Raw genomic sequence first — 18,995 nt, 5'->3', positions numbered from 1 at the left:
CCGCAGATCTCTCCCGTTGCTGCGACAATTTCCGGTTCGTTTTCCCAGCAGGCCAATCATGTCAACCAACACAGCCCCCAGATCCGCCACCTCGCTGCATGGCGAGGTGGCCAGACGGCGTACCTTTGCGATCATCTCGCACCCGGATGCCGGCAAGACCACCTTGACCGAGAAGCTGCTGATGTACGGCGGCGCGATCCGTTCCGCAGGAACCGTCAAGGGCAAGAAGAGCAACCAGTTCGCGACTTCGGACTGGATGGAGGTCGAGAAGCAGCGTGGCATCTCGGTGGCCAGCTCCGTCATGCAGTTCGAGCATGATGGCTGCGTGATCAACCTGCTCGACACGCCCGGTCACCAGGACTTCTCGGAGGATACCTACCGCGTGCTCACCGCGGTGGACGCGGCGCTGATGGTGATCGATGCCGCCAAGGGCGTCGAGGCGCAGACCATCAAGCTGCTAGAGGTGTGCCGGATGCGCCGAACGCCGGTGATCACCTTCATCAACAAGATGGATCGCGAGGTTCGTGAGCCCCTGGAGCTTATCGACGAGATCGAGGAGATCCTGGGCATGCCCTGTGCACCGATCACCTGGCCCATCGGCATGGGCAAAGACTTTGCCGGCGTCTTCGATCTGGCCAGTGAGCGAATGCTCAAGTTCACCCCGGGAGAGAGCCGACCCGAGACCGATCTCGAGGTGCTGGAAGGGGAGGACCATCCCTATCTGGTGGAGCACTTCCCCATCGCCCATGCCACCTTCAAGGAGGAGGTTGAAATCGTGCGCGAGGCGGCGGAGCCCTTCGATCAAGACGCTTTCCTCAGCGGTGATCTGTCGCCGGTGTTCTTCGGTTCCGCGATCAACAACTTCGGCGTGCGCGACATCCTCAAGGCACTTGTGGCCTGGGCGCCACCGCCACGCCGGCGCGAGGCCCGCCAGCGCACGGTAAGGCCGGACGAGGAGACCTTCACCGGCATCGTGTTCAAGATCCAGGCCAACATGAACCCCCAGCACCGGGACCGCATCGCCTTCGTGAGGGTCTGCTCCGGGGCCTATCGCCAGGGGCTCAAAGCTCGACATATCCGCAGCGGCAAGCCCATCCGGCTCGATCACGCCATCACCTTCATGGCCCAGGAGCGGGCCCATCTCGCTTCCGCCTATGCCGGGGACATCATCGGCATCCCCAACCATGGTCGCCTGCGCATCGGGGACGTTATCACCGAGGGCGAGGTGTTGGAGCTGGAGGGCATTCCGCACTTCTCCCCGGAGATCTTCCGCGCCGCGCGGCTGAACGATCCCTTGCGGGCCAAGCAGCTCAACAAGGCGCTGCTGGAGCTGGGCGAGGAGGGCACCATCCAGGTGTTCGAGCCACTGGAGAAGACGGGAATGATCCTGGGTGCCGTGGGACAATTGCAGTTCGAGACCGTGGCCCACCGGCTGCAAGCTGAATACGGGGTCGATGCCGCCTTCGAGAGCGTGCCGGTGCATAAGGCGCTGTGGGTGAGCAGCGAGGATGCCGCCGCGATGAAGCGCTTCAGCCAGGCTAATGCCAACCGCCTGGCGCGGGATGCCGCCGGGGCGCTGGCCTTCATGGCGCCCAACCGCTCGATCCTCGATCTGACCCTCGAAAAGTGGCCGGAGATCGACTTCCACAGCACCCGTGAAGTTGGCGCGACCTGATCCCTTTACCCCGAATATCGACCCGAACGGACCACGATGAACCAGAAAGCCGATACCCCCGAACGGGCCGCCGAGCGGCGCCAACTCGAGCACACCCTGACACGCATCGACGCCAATCTGGCGGAGCTGGAGGCGCGCCTTGCCGACTACGCCGAGGATATCCAGGCACAGAAGGAGTATCTCTGGTCGAGCCGTGACGAGATGGACCATATCGAGAAGATCTCGGCCCGGGAGTCCATCGAGCAGTCCGTCATGTCCGGCGACAACGCCCTGGCCCGACGCCGCAAGCTCGAGAAGCTCCGGCATTCCCCCTACTTCGGTCGATTCGACTTCGCCCGTGGCGACAGGGCCGAGCCGGTCTACATCGGCATCCACCACTTCCACGATGACCTCGCTGGGGTGAGCCGCGTCCACGACTGGCGGGCGCCCATCGCCTCGCTGTTCTACGACTACGAGACCGGTCCCGCCACCTACGAGAGCCCCGAGGGGCCGGTGGCCGGCGAGATCTCCCTGAAGCGGCAGTTCCGCATCAAGGGCGGCGAGATCGAGCTGATGATCGACAGCGCGGTGCACGTGGTCGACGAGGTGCTCCAGGAGGAGCTGAGCCGCGCCTCCGATGAGGGCATGAAGAACATCGTTGCCACCATCCAGCGCGACCAGAACGCCATCATCCGCAATGACGAGGCCCAGGCGTTGGTCATCCAGGGAGTGGCCGGCTCCGGCAAGACCTCCATCGCCCTGCACCGCATCGCCTTCCTGCTCTACCGCTTCAAGGACAGCCTGAGCTCCGAGGACATCCTGATCATCTCGCCCAACCAGGTGTTCTCCGACTACATTGCCAACGTGCTGCCGGAACTCGGTGAGGAGACGGTCAATCAGGTCGGCATGGAGGAACTGGCCGATGAGCTGCTCGACGGCCAGTACCGCTTCGAGAGCTTCTTCGAGCAGACCACGGCGCTGCTGGAGAAGGACGACGAGGCCATGAAGGCGCGTCTGCGCTACAAGGCCTCGCCGGACTTCCTGACCGAGCTCGACCGCTATGCAGGTCACGTGGAGGCCAACCGCTTCGCCGCCGAAGACCTGTGGATCGCCCGGCGGCTGGTGCCCGCCTGGCTGCTCGAGGAGGTCTTCCGCAAGCACCGCCACCTGCCCACCAATGAACGCCTGAAACAGGTGAGCTGGGAGATCGAGCGCAAGATCGGCAACCAATACAACTACGACCTGGAACCCGAGGAGCGCAAGCAGCTCAAGGCGGCCGTGAAGACGATGCTCCGGCAGGCGACTCTGCGCGAGACCTACAAGGGCTTCTACGACTGGCTGGGCCGGCCGGAGCTGTTCAGGACCGCCTCGCGGGGCAGGCTCGAGTACGCCGATGTCTTTCCGCTGATCTACCTGAAGATGCGCCTGGAGGGCGTGCGCTCGCGCTGGCGCGAGGTCAAGCACCTGCTGATCGACGAGATGCAGGACTACACCCCGGTGCAGTATGCGGTGATCGGCCGACTCTTCTCGTGCAAGAAGACCATCCTCGGCGATGCCTTCCAGTCGGTGAATCCCTACAGCGCCTCGAAGGCCGAGGAGATACGCCGGGTACTGCGCCAGTCCTCCTGCGTGACCCTCAACAAGAGCTATCGCTCGAGCCTTCAGATCACTCGCTTTGCCCAACGTATCTCGCCCAATCCCGAGCTGGAGGCGATCGAACGCCATGGCGAAGAGCCGGCGGTGATCAAGGCCCGCACCCGCAAGGCAGAGCTCGCCACCATCGGCGGGCTGGCACGCGACTTCGCCGCCTCCGAGCACAACACCCTCGGCATCGTCTGCAAGACACAGAAGCAGGCAACGAAGGTCTTCGAGGCGCTGGAGAGCGGCGAGCACGGCAACTTCGAGCGGCTGCAGCTGCTCGGCGAGACGAGCAGCGCCTTTGGCCAGGGCATCGTCGTCTGCACCGCGCACATGGCCAAGGGCCTGGAGTTCGACCGGGTCATCGTGCCCGAGGTCACGGCGAAGAACTATGCCACCGACATGGAGCGCAACCTGCTCTACGTGGCCTGCACCCGGGCCATGCACCGCCTGGCGCTGACCCATGCCGGCCCCCTGACACCCTTCCTGGAGCCCGCCTGAGGGGTGGTCTCCATTTCATGCAACACACCATCTACCACGAGGATCCCCAGGTGAGTCAAACGATTGCGGTATTGAAAGGTGACGGCATCGGCCCCGAGATCATGGAGGCCACCCTGCGCGTGCTGGATGCGCTGGACTGCGACCTGACCTACGAGTTTCATGATGCCGGCCTTGCCGCCCTGGACAAGCATGACACCCTGGTACCTCCCGAGACGCTGGCGGCGATAGCGACACACTGCGTGGCCCTCAAGGGGCCGCTGACCACCCCGATCGGCAAGGGGTTCTCCTCCATCAATGTGCAGCTGCGCCGCCACTTCGACCTCTATGCCAATGTGCGTCCGGCGATCAGTTTTCCCGGTACCCGCTCGCGCTATGACAACATCGACCTAATCACGGTGCGCGAGAACACCGAAGGCGCCTATCTCGCCGAAGGCCAGAGCCTCTCCGAGGATGGCGAGACCGCCCTGTCGAGCATTCGAGTGACCCGCAGCGGCTCCGAGCGTATCGTGCGCTACGCCTTCGAGCTGGCTCGCCAGAAAGGTCGCCAGAAGGTCACCGCGGTGCACAAGGCCAATATCATCAAGACCAGCTCTGGCCTGTTCCTGGAGGTTGCCCGCGAGGTGGCCAGGGACTATCCCGAGATCGAGCTCGAGGAGATGATCGTCGACAACGCCTGCATGCAGCTGGTGATGAATCCCAACCAGTTCGATGTCATCGTCACCACCAATCTGTTCGGTGATATCCTCTCCGATCTGTGTGCCGGCCTGGTCGGTGGTCTGGGCCTGGCCCCGGGGTCCAACATCGGCAGTGAGGTGGCCATCTTCGAGGCGGTGCACGGCTCGGCGCCGGACATCGCCGGCAAGAAGATTGCCAACCCCTGTGCCCTGCTGCTGGCGGCGGCCGATATGCTCGACCATCTGGGAATGGTGGAAAAGGGCGCGAAGATCCGGGGTGGCATCCGCGAGGTACTGGAAAATGACCGCGAGCAAGTCACGCCGGACATGGGCGGCAACGGCACGACCGATACCTTCGCCGATGCCCTGGTGGCGAATCTGCGCAACTGAGGCCAGGTCGGCGCTTCGTTGATCCACGTCTAAGGCCAGCTGCCTTCCACTGGGTAGATACGAGGGACGAAAACGGCCCACGTCAGCCAGGAACCGACACGATGACTGACCAGGTGATGGCCGCATCGATGGCTTCAGGTTCTGGCCCGTTAAAGAATGTTCTGGCATTCCTGTGCTTGACGGTGGGGATCGGTGATGTAGCCTTAATCAGGCAAGCACCGCCTATGGCGGCCCGGTGGTCTCGACCGGCTCCAACCGAGGCACCCTGGCACCCAGGCGTTTCAAGGGTGCGCCGCTTGGCGGTACGCCATCTCCCAAGGCCTCGCGCATCCCGAGACGAGGCCGCCCATCCGGGCTGGATGCTTAATCTCTTCCTCGGCACTCGTGTGCCATCACCCACCAGGGGATTCACATTCCCTGGTGGGGAGGTGTGTCCCCTTTGTGCATCATCACAGGAGACTCACCATGAAATCCTACGATATGTCGTCGCTGGCTTGTGAGCATGGCTTTGTGGGCAAGGTCCGCATCAGCCAGCGGGTCATGGACGACTGCATGTATGTCGCAGAGCACGTGGTCTCGGAGCATGGGGTCACTCCCATCGAACGATTCCAGCTGCTGCTGCAGAACGTGGCAAGCCAGCTTTCCGGGTACCCGGCAGGGACCCAGGCGGTGCGGCTGACTCACCATCGCATCCCGCCAAGCGGGAACCCCCACCAGCCTCTGGCTCTCGAGCTCGAGGCGTTGGTCGTGCAAGGCGACCGCCAGCACGGTGACTACCTGCTGGTGGCACGCCACGACGAGCTGAACCACGCGCAGCTTTTCGCCGCGTAACCCTTCCTCTCTACCCACCCCGACCGGGACATCGCTCCCGGAGGGGGCGGTCTCGGTCATGTCCGGAGGTCCTGGTCATGACACACACTTCAGCAGCTGCCCTCCCGGCAGAGTCTCGCTACTCCCCATCCAACGCGCCTCAGCTGTTCGTGCGCGACAGCAACGGCAACTACCTGGCGGCCCCCGATGACCGCGTCATCGATGCGGCGCGACAGGTGGTGGAGCGCTCCGTTTCCAAGGGCATGAAGCTCAACACACCCAATCGGGTACGTGAGTTTCTGTGGCTCAAACTGGCCGGCTACGACCACGAGGTGTTCGGTGCCATCTTCCTGGACACCCAGCACCGGGTGATCGAGTTCAGCGAGCTGTTCCACGGCACTCTCGACTCCGCCTCGGTCTATCCGCGAGAGGTGGTGAAGGCGGCGCTGCACCACAATGCCGGTGCGGTGATCTTCACCCACAACCACCCGAGCGGGGAGCCCGATCCGAGCGATGCGGACCGACGCATCACCCAGCGCCTCCAGGAGGCGCTGGGTCTGATCGAAGTGCGCGTGCTCGACCACATCGTGGTGGGCGGTTCGGACTCGGTCTCCTTCGCGGAGCGGGGCTATCTCTGACACCTCGGGCGCTTGCCCGTGACTTCTTGGACGGGTGCCGGCGCTGCCGGCCCCGTCCGCTCTTTTTGCATCCTGTCGAACAGGAGTCTGGTGATGATCAAGATCCCCGGACGGCTTACCGTCCGCACCATTCATGGGCGCAACGGCCCCTTCAACGTCGGCCGGCTGGCGGCCTCGATCGGCGAGTTCGTCATCAAGGACCCCCAGCTGGACCAGTTCAGCGAAGGGGTGTTCGAGGGCGAGTTTCTGCTGCTCGAGATCCGCCCGGCGAGCTACTTCGCCAGTGGCCGGTTGGTCGTGGAGGTCCGCGCCAAGGTCGGCGAGATGCTGCTGACCGAGGACGGCATGCTGGTAACCCAGCATGGCCCGCGCTTCGACTCCGCGGAGATGGATCCGCTGGAGGAGGAGGCTGCTCCTGCGCCTTCCGAGCCAGCCCCCCCATCCACGCCTGGGCCGGGCGAGCCGGCGGCTCCGCCTGTGCCATCGTCTCAGGGTGAAGCCGGCGAGGCGTCAGGGCCCCAAGCCCCGGATGCCTACGCCTCTGGCCAGGACGCCAATCCCGATGCCGAGCTCTTCGGCCTGCTCTGGCCCCTGGGGCAGAGCGTCAAGCTCGATCCCACCGTGGACCGAGCGCTGTTCCGCCGTCAGGTGAGTCGACTGAAGGAACTGGGCTACCGATTCCAGGCGCCGACTCAGACCTGGCAAGCCGCTGCCTGAGGCAGCCACTCCCCACCGGGGCATCTCGATGCCCTGGGCTCGGGATGTCCCCATCGCTCTTCGCTAACCGATGGAGGCCATCATGCCCGAGCTCTACACCCTCGATGAGTGCCTGGACCTATACGCCGATGCGTTCTGCATTGGCCGGCAGCGTGAGTGCCTGTTTCTCTCCCTGTGGGGGCGGGACACGGCGCTGCAGGAGCTGCTGGCCAGGCTGACGCTGCCAACGGCAGACAATGGCCTGGATGCCTTGCATCTCTGCCAGGGCGACACTCGCCACCCCATGGTCTTTGGCGACATGGACCGCTACTCCCGGCGCTCCGCCCGGCTGCGCCAGACGCGTTTCGGCACCCTGGTGCACGTATGGCTCTTCGATCAGCGCTGCATCACGCCGGATCGCGCCAACCTGCACAGCATCGTCCTGCTCGACGACGAGGAGGGCGCCTGCACGGTGGATGACCAGCTGTGGCCTTGCGTGCGGGAGCTCTGCCCGCTGCCCCTGCTGGATCACTGGCAGATGCCGGTGATGACGCTGCTGCATGCCCAGCAGGCGGTACTGCCGGCCTCGTTCTCACAGGGGCCGATTCAGGCCTGGGAGATCTCACTCGATGAGAACGACCTGGCCCCGCGCCTCAGCGGCATGATTCGCGCCGGCGTGCTTACCCCCGAGCCCTGAGCTCTCGCTCCACCACGGTGCGGCCGTTCTGGCCGCGCCTACCATACCCAACCGACAGGAGGTGTCGCATGGCACTGATGTTTCAGCGCATCGCGCGCAACTTCGCCAGGAATGGCTACTTCCCCACGGATGAGGCGTCGCTCGAGCGGGTGCTTCAGGCGCTGAGCCCGGCGAGCGCCGGCCGGATGCGGGTGCTCGACCCCTGTGCGGGGGAGGGCGCTGCCATCGCCGAGCTTGCGCACCACCTGGGGCGCGAACGCGTTCAGGCCTGCGGCGTGGAGTATCACGCCGAGCGAGCCGCCTCGATGCATGGCCTGGTGGATAGAGGCCTGCAGGGCGACCTGATGGACACGGTGATCTCACCGCGCAGCATGGGCTGCCTGTGGCTCAACCCGCCCTATGGCGACCTGCTGGCCGACCACGCCGGCTACGAAAGCTATCAGGGCAAGGGGCGCAGGCGCCTGGAGAAGCTGTTCTACCAGCGCACCGTTGGCACCCTGCAGGTCGGGGGCGTGCTGGTGTTGATCGTTCCCGACTACGCCCTGGACAAGGAGCTGACCGGCTGGCTGGTCAACCACTTCACAGAGCTGCGGGTCTTCCGCGCCGCCGTGGATGACTTTCAGCAGGTGATGATCCTGGGCCGCCGGGTGCGACGCCGTGAGGCGCAGCGCAGTCAGGAGGCCAAGGCGATGCGCGCCCAGCTGCTGCGCGTGGGAAGCAAGGAGGTCATACCCGAGGTGATCCCGGAGGTGTGGCCCTTTGAACCCTACGTGGTACCGGCGGCTCAGGGCGAGCTGCGCCACTTCTACCGCGTGTCGCTCGATGCCGAGCAGCTGGCCGATGAGGTCGGGAAGCTGCAGGGGCTCTGGCCCGAGGCGGGCAGCGTGTTCGGGAAGACCGGCCTTTCGCCGCGTCCCCCGGTGCGCCGACTCTCCTCCTGGCATCTGGCCTTGTCGCTGGCGGCCGGGGCGATCTCCGGCGTGGTGACCGCGCCCAACGGCCGCTGCCTGGTGGTCAAGGGCAACACCCACAAGGATAAGGTCGCCAAGACCGAGTTCACCGAGCGGGAGGATGGTTCCATCACCGAGACCCGCGTGCTCACCGACCGCTTCGTGCCGGTGATCCGCGCCTGGGAGATGACGCCAGACTCGCCGCACTGTGGGCAGTTGCTGACCATTACCTCGACGCAGGCGGCCAATGATGGCGAGCCGGAAGAGGGTGATCAGACGGCCGATGCTGAGGCAGGCGATGCGCCTGCACCGCTCAACCGGGTCGCCGAACGTGCCGCGAGGCCGGATCTACGCCGCTTCGACGTAGGACGTGTGGTGATGACTCGGGCCGTGAACGAGCTGGTGGAGCGAGGCGAGGTCTCGCCCATGCCGCTGCTCCGACGACACGTCACCGGCGACTGGGGTGACGTGCCCGAGGAGGACCGCCAGAGCAACGAGCAGGCCCTGATTCACGGTGACAGGCTGCTCTCTTCCTACCGGATTGGTGAGTCGCTCACGGTCTGGATCATCACCGAGGCGGATCGCAGCGCCACCACGCTGCTGCTGCCAGACGACTACTGACCGGCGCCCCGGGCGCCATTCCCCACGGCGGGCCTTTCCAACCCGCCAGGGGAGGGGAGTGTCCGCCGTTTTCTTGTGCACAAGGAGACGGACATGAACGACATCACTCAACTGCCGGCGCCGGCCGGCATGGCGCAGTCTGGCGAGGTCTTCGGGCCTCAGGTGGACCTCAACGCCTTCGTGGAGGAGTTTGGTGATGGCCTGCTGGCCTCGCTTAACCGCTCCCATCCCCCGGTCTATGACGGCGAGGCCAACCCTCGTCGCCAGGCCGTCATGGCGGCCCTCAAGCGGGCGCCTTTCCCTGAGCAGGCCGAGGTGGTCCAGACCATCTCGGCGCTGCTGCTCGACCGGAACGAGCCGGCGGGCATCATCAACGCCGAGATGGGCACCGGCAAGACCATGATGGCCATCGCCACCGCGGCGGTCTGTCACGACGAGGGCTATCGGCGCTTCCTGGTGATCGCGCCGCCCCACCTGGTTTACAAGTGGCGGCGGGAGATCCTGGAGACCGTCGATCAGGCCAGGGTCTGGGTGCTGAACGGCCCGGAAACCCTGGTCAAACTGCTCAAGCTCCGTGAGGCCCTGGGCCAGCCGTCCGATGGGCGGCCGGAGTTCTTCATCCTGGGGCGTGTGCGGATGCGCATGGGCTTCCACTGGCGACCCGCAGCGGTGCGCAAGCGCGTGCCGGGCGGCGAGCTGGCGGCCTGTCCCCAGTGCGGTGGCACGGTGATCGACAGCGACAACGAAGCGGTATCGCTGTCGCAGTTTCTCCGTGAGGAGCGGCGCCACAAGTGCCGGCACTGTTACAGCCCTCTCTGGACGCTGATGCGACCCCAGCGGGCGACGGGCACCCTGCAGCGCGACCTGGTACTCAAGGCGCTGCGCAAGCTGCCCACCATCGGCAAGGTCTCCTCGGAGCGCCTGGTGCAGCAGTTCGGCGAGGAGTTCCTGGCCACGCTGCTGGGTGACAACATCCACGAGTTCATCAACCTCATGGATGAGAATGGGGAGCTGGTGTTCTCCGACCGGCAGGCGGCCCGCATGGAGCGCGCCATGGCCACGATGGAGTTCGGCTTTGGCGAAGGCGGCTATCAGCCGACCGAGTTCATCAAACGGCAGCTGCCGGATCATACCTTCGATCTGCTGATCGTGGACGAGGGGCATGAGTACAAGAACGCCGGGTCGGCCCAAGGCCAGGCCATGGGCGTGCTGGCGGCCAAGGCGCGCAAGTCGCTGCTGCTGACCGGCACCCTGATGGGCGGCTATGCCGACGACCTGTTCCACCTGCTGTTCCGCATCCTCACGCCGAAGATGCTCGAGGACGGGTATCGCCCCAACGGGCGCGGATCGATGGGCCCTGCGGCCATGTCGTTCCTGCGTGATCATGGGGTGCTGAAGGACATCTACACCGAGCGCGATGGCGAGTCGCACAAGACAGCGCGAGGCAAGAAGCTGTCGGTGCGCACCGTCAAGGCCCCGGGCTTCGGCCCCAAGGGGATCATGCACTACGTGCTGCCCTTCACCGTCTTCCTCAAGCTCAAGGACATCGGTGGCAATGTACTGCCGACCTACGATGAAGACTTCATCGAGGTGCCGATGGACGATGAGCAGGCCTTTGCCTATCGGCGGCTCGAGGGTCAACTGACCGCCGAGCTTAGACAAGCCCTGGCACGCAAGGACACCACCCTGCTGGGTGTGGTGCTCAATGCGCTGCTGGCCTGGCCGGACTGCTGCTTCCGACCGGAGACGGTCAAGCATCCGCGTTCGGGCAGCCTGCTGGCGTTCGTGAAGAGCCTATACGGCGAGCAGCAGCCGATGCCCAAGGAGCGGGAACTGGTGGAGATCTGCCGGCGAGAGAAGGCGGAGGGTCGCAAGGTGCTGGTCTACACGACCTACACCGGCAAGCGTGATACCAGCAGTCGACTCAAGGCGGTGCTCTCTCAGGCCGGCTTCAAGGTTGCGGTGCTACGCTCCAGCGTGGAGACCCAGCGGCGCGAGGACTGGATTGCCGATCAGGTCGACCGCGGTGTCGACGTACTGATCACCAATCCGGACCTGGTGAAGACCGGGCTCGACCTGCTGGACTTCCCCACAATCGTCTTCATGCAGACGGGCTGGAACGTCTACACCCTGCAGCAGGCCGCCCGCCGCTCCTGGCGGATCGGCCAGCGGCAGCCGGTGAAGGTGCTCTACCTCGGCTATGCCGGATCGTCTCAGATCGCCTGCCTATCGCTGATGGCCAAGAAGATCGCTGTGGCCCAGAGCACGTCGGGAGACGTGCCCGAGTCGGGTCTGGATGCCCTTAATACGGATGGAGACTCCGTGGAGATGGCACTGGCCAGGCAGCTGGTGACCTGAGTTAACCCAACCCATACCCCCTCTTCGGAGGGGGTAGTTCTATCAGATTGGCAAGGTGCTGCCTGTAGATGCGGCTTTAGTTGTAAGCATTATTGACATAATAATCAGATTTTTCTTAGTTAATATATGTGCATATTCCTATCGTAATAATTTCTCTGCTAAATAAAATTATGCTTTCTCTGGGTCGCATCCCACAGAAATCACGCTAGGGCAAGGAGTGCGCTGGCGTAACCCCGCCTCATCGCAATTAACGTTTCTTCTGGTGCTCCTCAGGGAGCATTGCTGTGATGCATGGACTGCATCCACAGGAGCGAAAATTGCAGATTCTCAAATTTCTACGTGGCCGCTGTAATGTGACCGTCAGTGACAGCGTCCAGGATGATGTCCACTGGGAAACTCCGCGCACCGGTGCGCAGCTGCTGGCAACGCCCTATCGGCAGCAGCTGCTCAAGGCGGTCCAGGAAAGCACCTCGCTGACAGCGCCGGTCTTCGAAGCTTACGTAAAAGAGCCTCTGCAACGCTACGCTGAGCGGGTTCAGTTGCTGCCTGCCTCGGAGTCTCACCACCATAGCTACCCTGGTGGGATGCTGGACCATGGCCTTGAGACCTGTGTGTTTGGCCTCAGGCTACGGCGGCAGCACCTGCTCCCACCAAATGAGTCGCCTGAAAGACAGTCCTCTACCGGAGAGCTGTGGAGCGTGGCGGTGATCTATGCCTGCCTGCTGCATGATATTGCCAAGGTTATCGTCGACGTCGATATCCACCTGAAGTCCGGGCGTAGATGGTGCCTTTGGGAAGGCACTATTCCCGATCAGTATCGCGTTAGATATATCAAGGGTCGCGACTACTTTCTTCACGCTGCGGCTAATCCACTCCTGTGCAAGGAAGTGGTGGGTAATGCCGGGCTCGAGTGGCTGAAGAGCCAGCCGGATCTTTTTGGTCTGCTGGTGTACGCCATCAGTGGTCACTCAGAACGTTCCGGAGTTATTGGTGAAATTGTCAGTCAGGCTGATAGGGCCAGCGTCGCCAAATCTCTGGGTGGCAAAGTCTCCAGTATTGAGAAAGCACCCAGGGAGTCTCTGCAGAGCAAGCTGAAAGTTGCTATTCGCCATATCGTTACGGAAAAGATCCGGCTTAATGAAAAAGGGGCTCAGGGTTTTGTCACCCATGAAGCACTTTGGCTGGTAACGCCGCTGGTACCTAGAGAAATAAAGAGCTATCTGCTTACCCATGGAGTTGAGAATGTTCCAACCAATGAGTCTCGTCTATACGATGAGATGCAGTCGCATGGGCTGATTATTGAGAACGCAGAGGGGCGGTCGGTCTGGAAGTGTACGATCGAAATGGGAGAGTGGAAAACTGAACTGTCTATGCTCAAGGTTCACAAGTCTCTTGTTTGGTCCGGTGATGAGCAGCCAGATGTTTTTTCAGGAAATGTCGAACCTGTTGAAGCTGCTGAAGGGAGTCAGGCGGATAGTGAAAATCACCCAGCTCCAAAAAAGTGTGAGGTGTCTTCGTCTGCGGAGAAGTCAGATGAACTAGAGGATGAAAATAGCGAGGAGACTACGCGGGGTAATCTTGAGGACTCGATCCTTGATATCGCGACAGGCGACGCTGAGAAAGAAGTGCCAAATTTGGAGAGGAAATTGGCGCCTAGTCCTGCTGATGGTGACGATAGCTCTTTGCTTGATGCATCGTCCGAAGAGGCATCACACGGAGAAGCTTTTCTCTCCTGGCTGCGAGATGGTTTGAGAACCCACAAAATATTGATGAACGACTCAAAGGCCCTGGTGCATGCCGTAAATGGCATGCTGTTTGTGGTCAGTCCCAAGGTATTCAAGCGCTATTGCCAGGAGGTGAACGGAGAAGAGAAAGGGTGGAAAGAGGCTCAGGATTCATTCCAGAAGCTGAAGCGGCACAAGAAGAACAAGGATGGTGGAAGTTTTCACAAGGTAAAAGTGGTTGGACCAAACAAGAAGTCGAGCACCCTGTCTGGGTATCTTGTGAGTAAGGATGACCTGATGGATGAGGGGAAAGAGGTTCTTGATAACCCTTTTATTGACCTGATTGATGGGAAGAATTAAGAATGAAAACATTTACCTTTGATGACTTGTTGCAATCCTATTTTTCTGAACGCTGGCTGACAGAAAGAAGCCGGGTCTCATATTGTGTTCCTGTAAAGCTATTTCGCCGTTTTTTGGGTCAGGAGAAGCTTCCTGAGGAGGTGGGTCGTGAAGATGTCAGAAAGTGGCGAAACTTCTGCTTCTCTGAATCGGGTAGAAATCTTTCACACTCAAGTTGGAACAACTACTGTCGACACAACAGGATTCTTTTCAAGCATGCTATAGACCATGCCTTGATACCTGTTTCCTCGAATCCATTTTTGAAGATGGAGGTGAGTTCTCCTAAGAAGAGGAAAAAGACTCTGAATAAGCGCCAAGTCGAGATGGCCAGGGAAGCAATCGATTTGCATAAGAAGATTGAGCGTTACCGAAAGAAGCCATCGGTGCTACATCCTGCATGGTTCTGGGAGGTGGTGTTTGAAACGTTCTATCATACGGGAATCCGTCTGACTCAGTTGTTGCTGATGAAGCCCGAAGATATTGACTTGAAGGGTCGCGTCCTTACAGCTACCTGGCAGGGTGCCAAGAATAATCGAGAGCATTTTGTTCCAATATCTAATGCCCTTTATCCGCACCTAGAAAACCTGATGAACTCGGCAAGGATGGTGGGGGTCAAGCGTGGTGAACAGATTTTCAATGTGAACCGATTCAGTGTTCGGCACCGAATGGAGACGATGGACTCCTGGCAGGTGGAGAGTTTCTACCAGAAGCTGTCCCAGATTTGTGGCTATCAGATGAGTCCACACCGATTCCGGCATACGTTGGGTACCGAGCTGATGAAGGAGCCAGACCGCAATCTGCATATCGTCAAGGCGTTGCTTGGCCACAGCAATATCAGCACGACACTCGAGTATGTCGAGGTCGACATCGGTAGCCTGCGTAGTGTCATCGAGGGACGCGTCTAAACCCCTCTCTCAGAGGAGAGTCTTAAGTTGACCGGTGCGGTGCCGGGGCTGAAAGCCTGGCACCGCCTTTGCATTTCTTGGTGACCCTTTTGCGGTGCTCACTAGACGATAGTATGAATTAGCCTGTCTGAATGCAGGTTGACAGTTTAGCCTCCGTCCTCTTCAATAGCTACCTGATGATGCCGTGTGATGCTGGTGATAAACCCTGTTTCTCAGGTTGTCCCTGTAAGCATTTCACGAAGCCTTTTGTGCTACGTAGCACCTTGTTTTTTCAGGTTTTTTAAGTGGTGTGACTTGTAATCAGTAGGTCCCGGGTTCGACTCCTGGTGTCGGCACCATTTGAAAGCGTTAAATTTCAATCGCCCAGTGCGATTGACCGACCGCCCAAGAGGCGGTTTTTTTGTGCGTGCGTGAAACGTACCAGTCCCTTCTTTATCTGCCTCCCCTACGCCTACCTTAAGGGCGTGCTGGAACGGCTGCCCGCTCAGAAGCAGAACCGGCTCCATGAACTCCTACCGTAGAGCCGGCAAAACCTGCTTGATCATGCACCGGCAGCAATGCTCGAATGCTGATCGCCATACGGCACCGACTAGTCGTTATCCTTTACAAGCATGTCGGGGAGGTTCTCGTGGCTGCCTACCAGTCCGCAGGTGGCGTGTGGTGATTCCGGTTATCGCGGCGCGCGAGCCGTGGGGTCGCTTGCGCTCCGAGGATGGAGGCGTTGCGAAGCTCCGGGCGAACGATGTCGCTCTGGGCGAGCAGGGCGGCCAGTCCACTGCGTATTGATGCGGGGGAGGTGTCGGCAATGGCCGGCGTGGCCTGGTCGTGAGATCCGCTGGTGCGATGGGTCATGATCGTCTCCTTGTTCCCCTGTGGTGCTCTGTAGAGCGTGAGTTCGGCAAGCGCCGACTCAGGGGAGTGGAGTCGTACGCCGCTTTAGCTGCACTTGTATCCCGCCCGCAAGTTGGTGCTTAAATCGGCGGCAGCCCGTTGATCAGGCAACAAAAAACCCGCTTAGCGTGTGCTAAAGCGGGCCTCTGGCGTCGCTTTAGCTGCATTTTTAAAGCGCCCGCAAGCTGATGGTTCAAATCGGCGCTGAATCAAGAGTACTTATGGATGCCGGGTGCCGTCAACGCCTTTCGGCCGGGCCACTCTATCTCCAAGGGATCAAGCCGATACCGGGCGGGTGATACGCTTGACCTCGAGGTACGCCTCCAGGCCTTCCAGGCCCAGTTCCCGGCCGATGCCGCTTCGTTTCATGCCTCCCCAGCTGCCCTGGGGCGGCGCCAGCTGGTCGCTGTTGCACCAGACGTTGCCCGCCTCCAGTCCCCGGGCGATGGCCTCGGCGCGGTCAGGGTCTCCCGCCACCACGGTAGCCGCCAGGCCGTAATCACTGTCGTTGGCCAGCGCAATCGCCTCCTCGTCGCTGGTCACCCGGCGAGCACAGAGCACGGGGCCGAAGATCTCCTCCCGCCACAGGCGGCTGGTGGTGGGGACATCGCGATACAGTCGCGGAGAGACGAAGAGTCCACTCTCGGGCAGAGCCGGTGAGGGGGTCTCGCTATACAGGCCTTCCGTACCGGCCTGTGCCAGATAGTCGCTGACTCGTTCATGCTGAGCGGCGTTGACGAGGGGCCCCAGGGTGACTCCCTCCGCGAGAGGATCACCCGGCCGCAGCGCTGCCATGGCGGCATCGACGGCGGCATAGAGCTGGTCCGCCAGGCGCTCGTGGACGATCAGGCGGCTGGTGGCCGAGCACATCTGGCCGGCGTTGTAACAGATGCCGGCCATGACCAGGTCCCGGGCGAGCTCGAGGTCGGCATCTTCGGTGACCAGGATCGGCGACTTGCCGCCGAGTTCCAGCGAGACCGGCCGCACGCCGCGGGCGGCAGCCCGCATCACGGTCTCGCCCACCGGGTTGCTGCCGGTAAAGGAGAGCTTGTCGATGCCGGGATGCTGGCTTATTGGCGCACCGATCCCCTTGCCGTCACCATTCAGCAGGTTGAAGACCCCGGGCGGCAGGCCGGCCTCCAGCACGATCTCGCACAGTGCCTGCTCCGGCAGCGGCACCACCTCGGTGGGCTTGAACACCACCGTGCAGCCGGCAGCCAGGGCGGGGGCGATCTTCCAGGCGCTGCTGACCAGGGGAAAGTTCCAGGGCGTGACAAGGCCGGCGACGCCGACCGGTTCCCAGTAACGGTAGGCCGCCAGCCCGGGCTGACCGACTTCTTCGCGCCTGCCCTGTCGATCGTCGAGGGCTACCGCTGCCTCGGCGTAGTAGCGATAGCAGTCGATGGCGTCATCGAGGTCCTGGAGTGCCTCGTTCAACGGCTTGCCGTTGTTGCGGCTCGATAGCGTGGCCAGCGTTTCGCGACGTCGCTCGAGTCCCGTGGCGATGACCGAGAGCCGCTCGCCGCGCCAGGCCGCCGGTGTGGCACGCCAGCCGGGAAGGGCGCGCCGAGCGGCAGTAACTGCTACGTCCACGTCGGCGGGGTTGCCGCGGGTAGTCTCGCCGAGCGGTGTCTTATGATAAGGGTCGATGATCGCCAGCCGGGTATTACTGCGGCTGGGTACCCAATGGTTGTCGATAAATTGCTTGGTCAGGGAGTGCATAGCGTGATTACTCGATCTGCGGATGGTCAGCCGTTCTATAGAGGGTGGTGTTACCTCTGCGGTGGCGAGTCGACCAGGCGTCGACGCTCGGCCTGCCAGGCGCGATCGATGCCTGCCGGGCTATCGGCCCAGGCCTCGTACTGGCGTGCGACATGCTCGGCCATCTCCGGAGAGGCCAGGCGCAGCGGGCGGCCGGTCGCCTGTGCTGCCAGCTGCGCCTGGCAGCTGCGCTCGAGATCGCGCATCACGAGGAATGCCTCGCCGACGCTGCGCCCGCAGGTCAACAGGCCGTGCTGGCGCAGGATCATCGCCTGGTGGGGGCCGAGGTCGACGGCCAGGCGCTCGCGCTCGTCGAGGTCCAGGGCGATGCCCTCGTAGTCGTGGTAGGCGAGCCGGTCGTGAAACTGCAGGGCCCACTGGTTGAGCGGTAGCAGGCCCTCCTCCAGACACGACAGGGCGACGCCGGCGACGGTATGTGTATGCAGTACACACTCGACCTCTGGACGGGCGGCGTGGAGCGCGCTATGGATGGTGAAGCCGGCCGGGTTGATACCCAGCCCGGTAGGGTCATCGAGCACCTCGCCGGCGGCGTTCACCGTCACCAGGTTGTCTTCCCGCACCTCGTCAAAGCGCAGTCCCAGAGCGTTGAGCAGGAAGCGGCCGTCGTTCAGGCGTGCCGAGATGTGCGTGGAGATGCCATCGTCCATGCCGTCCAGTGCGACCAGCCGGTAGGCGGCAGCCAGGTCGCGACGGACGGCGCGTTCGTCGGGCCGGTAATCGCTCACAGGCTCTCCTCCACGGCATCCAGAGCGTTGTCACCGTCGCGGGTAGTGACGCCCTCCAGGAAGCTGGCGACGCGCTCGGGGTGGCTGGCCAGCCAGTCATGGGCCACTTCTTCGAGGTCGCCGTTTTTCAGGCTGTAGGCGCGGATGAACTCGCTCTGTTCGTCGGCCGAGAGCACGAACTGGTCGAGTAGCTTGAGCATGTTGGGGTTGGCTTGCGCGTAGGCCTCGGAAACGATGGTCTTGACATCGCTGCTGCCGTTGTCGTCACCGTAGACCCCCTCTGGATCGTCGAGAATCACGGTATTGTATTCCGGTACCATCCAGTGAGGCGTCCAGCCATAGAAGATGATCCAGCGCTCCTCCTGGACGGCCCCCTTGACCTCGCTGAGCATGCCGGGCGTCGAGGAGGGCCTGCCCTCCCAGTCACCCAGCCCGTAGACGTCGGCGTCGATGGCGGCATTGAGCATGTCGGTGACCGTGGAGCCGTTCTCGATGCTGTAGACGCTGCGGTTGAAGCGCTTGGCGATCTCCGGGTCGGCTAGCTGCTCGGCGCTGGTGAGGCCGGTCTCGGCGACATAGTCCGGCACCGTGAAGCCCATGCGCGCCCCGTTGACATTGTTGCCCAGGTCGACGATGGCACCGTTCTCCATGGCAGCGTCGTAGCTTTCCTGCTGGGCGGGCACCCAGCCGGCGAGGAAGGCGTCGGCTTCACCGCTCTGCAGGACCTGATACCCCACCGTGGAACTCACCCCCATGGCCTCGACCCGGTAGCCCAGAGGCTCGGCGAGCTGCGCGAAGATCTCCGACTTGACCGTGACACCGGGCCAGGGAGGCACCACCAGGCGTAGCTCGTCGCTGGCGTCCTGAGCAGCCTGGGCGGAGAGGGGCAGCAGGCCGGCGAAGGTCAGGGTAGTGGCTAGGGTCGTTACACGCATGTCAGGT

At 62.4% G+C, this 18,995-nt stretch carries 16 protein-coding genes and 1 riboswitch; of the genes, 12 read left to right on the top strand and 4 right to left on the bottom strand.

Features of this window, described 5'->3' with window-relative positions; genetic code table 11:
- The first annotated feature begins 58 nt into the window (after positions 1–58).
- From Q358_RS0101805 to Q358_RS19100, 12 genes are all read left to right on the top strand, one after another.
- Positions 59–1,675, top strand: coding sequence for a peptide chain release factor 3 (locus Q358_RS0101805; protein WP_043487460.1), 1,617 nt, complete (start codon positions 59–61; stop codon positions 1,673–1,675).
- A gap of 36 nt (positions 1,676–1,711) precedes the next feature.
- Positions 1,712–3,793 (top strand): HelD family protein, encoded by a 2,082-nt coding sequence (locus tag Q358_RS0101800; RefSeq protein ID WP_027960471.1) that lies wholly within the window; start codon positions 1,712–1,714, stop codon positions 3,791–3,793.
- Positions 3,794–3,843: 50 nt separating this feature from the next.
- Positions 3,844–4,857 (top strand): isocitrate dehydrogenase, encoded by a 1,014-nt coding sequence (locus tag Q358_RS0101795; RefSeq protein ID WP_027960470.1) that lies wholly within the window; start codon positions 3,844–3,846, stop codon positions 4,855–4,857.
- 465 nt (positions 4,858–5,322) lie between these two features.
- The gene (locus Q358_RS0101790) at positions 5,323–5,688 is read left to right on the top strand and encodes a hypothetical protein (protein ID WP_027960469.1); all 366 of its coding nucleotides are present in this window, start codon (positions 5,323–5,325) and stop codon (positions 5,686–5,688) included.
- A 77-nt stretch (positions 5,689–5,765) separates the two neighbouring features.
- A complete protein-coding gene (radC, locus tag Q358_RS0101785; RefSeq protein ID WP_051530124.1) occupies positions 5,766–6,305 on the top strand; it encodes a RadC family protein in 540 nt (179 codons plus the stop codon).
- A 93-nt stretch (positions 6,306–6,398) separates the two neighbouring features.
- Positions 6,399–7,022 (top strand): DUF3275 family protein, encoded by a 624-nt coding sequence (locus Q358_RS0101780; protein ID WP_027960467.1) that lies wholly within the window; start codon positions 6,399–6,401, stop codon positions 7,020–7,022.
- Positions 7,023–7,104: 82 nt separating this feature from the next.
- Complete coding sequence (locus Q358_RS0101775) at positions 7,105–7,698, top strand: hypothetical protein (RefSeq protein ID WP_027960466.1); 594 nt, start codon at positions 7,105–7,107, stop codon at positions 7,696–7,698.
- 17 nt (positions 7,699–7,715) lie between these two features.
- Positions 7,716–9,269, top strand: a complete 1,554-nt coding sequence (locus Q358_RS0101770) for a DUF6094 domain-containing protein (protein ID WP_425402530.1) — start codon at positions 7,716–7,718, stop codon at positions 9,267–9,269.
- Between the two features lie 93 nt (positions 9,270–9,362).
- Positions 9,363–11,627 carry an SNF2-related protein gene (locus Q358_RS0101765; protein ID WP_027960464.1) on the top strand — a complete coding sequence of 755 codons (2,265 nt, stop codon included), beginning with the start codon at positions 9,363–9,365 and terminating at the stop codon, positions 11,625–11,627.
- 317 nt (positions 11,628–11,944) lie between these two features.
- A complete protein-coding gene (gene mobH, locus Q358_RS0101760) occupies positions 11,945–13,711 on the top strand; it encodes a MobH family relaxase (protein WP_027960463.1) in 1,767 nt (588 codons plus the stop codon).
- Positions 13,712–13,713: 2 nt separating this feature from the next.
- Positions 13,714–14,655 (top strand): tyrosine-type recombinase/integrase, encoded by a 942-nt coding sequence (locus Q358_RS16330; RefSeq protein WP_084286401.1) that lies wholly within the window; start codon positions 13,714–13,716, stop codon positions 14,653–14,655.
- 326 nt (positions 14,656–14,981) lie between these two features.
- Positions 14,982–15,176, top strand: coding sequence for a transposase domain-containing protein (locus Q358_RS19100; protein WP_425402529.1), 195 nt, complete (start codon positions 14,982–14,984; stop codon positions 15,174–15,176).
- Between the two features lie 115 nt (positions 15,177–15,291).
- On the opposite strand, the gene Q358_RS0101750 is transcribed toward Q358_RS19100, so the two are convergent.
- The 4 genes from Q358_RS0101750 to Q358_RS0101735 all read right to left on the bottom strand — a co-directional run bounded on the left by Q358_RS0101750 (position 15,292) and on the right by Q358_RS0101735 (position 18,988).
- Positions 15,292–15,507 (bottom strand): hypothetical protein, encoded by a 216-nt coding sequence (locus Q358_RS0101750; RefSeq protein WP_027960462.1) that lies wholly within the window; start codon positions 15,505–15,507, stop codon positions 15,292–15,294.
- Positions 15,508–15,680: 173 nt separating this feature from the next.
- A riboswitch (SAM riboswitch) is annotated at positions 15,681–15,761 on the bottom strand.
- Between the two features lie 61 nt (positions 15,762–15,822).
- Positions 15,823–17,268, bottom strand: coding sequence for an aldehyde dehydrogenase family protein (locus Q358_RS0101745; RefSeq protein ID WP_027960461.1), 1,446 nt, complete (start codon positions 17,266–17,268; stop codon positions 15,823–15,825).
- A gap of 50 nt (positions 17,269–17,318) precedes the next feature.
- The gene (locus tag Q358_RS0101740) at positions 17,319–18,053 is read right to left on the bottom strand and encodes a class II aldolase/adducin family protein (RefSeq protein WP_027960460.1); all 735 of its coding nucleotides are present in this window, start codon (positions 18,051–18,053) and stop codon (positions 17,319–17,321) included.
- Complete coding sequence (locus Q358_RS0101735) at positions 18,050–18,988, bottom strand: glycine betaine ABC transporter substrate-binding protein (protein ID WP_027960459.1); 939 nt, start codon at positions 18,986–18,988, stop codon at positions 18,050–18,052. Before Q358_RS0101735 ends, Q358_RS0101740 begins: the two co-directional genes overlap by 4 nt.
- Between the last annotated feature and the right edge of the window lie 7 nt (positions 18,989–18,995).

It is taken from the genome of Halomonas halodenitrificans DSM 735 (assembly GCF_000620045.1).
Taxonomy (GTDB): domain Bacteria; phylum Pseudomonadota; class Gammaproteobacteria; order Pseudomonadales; family Halomonadaceae; genus Halomonas; species Halomonas halodenitrificans.
This window is presented reverse-complemented; position numbering and strand designations above follow the sequence as displayed.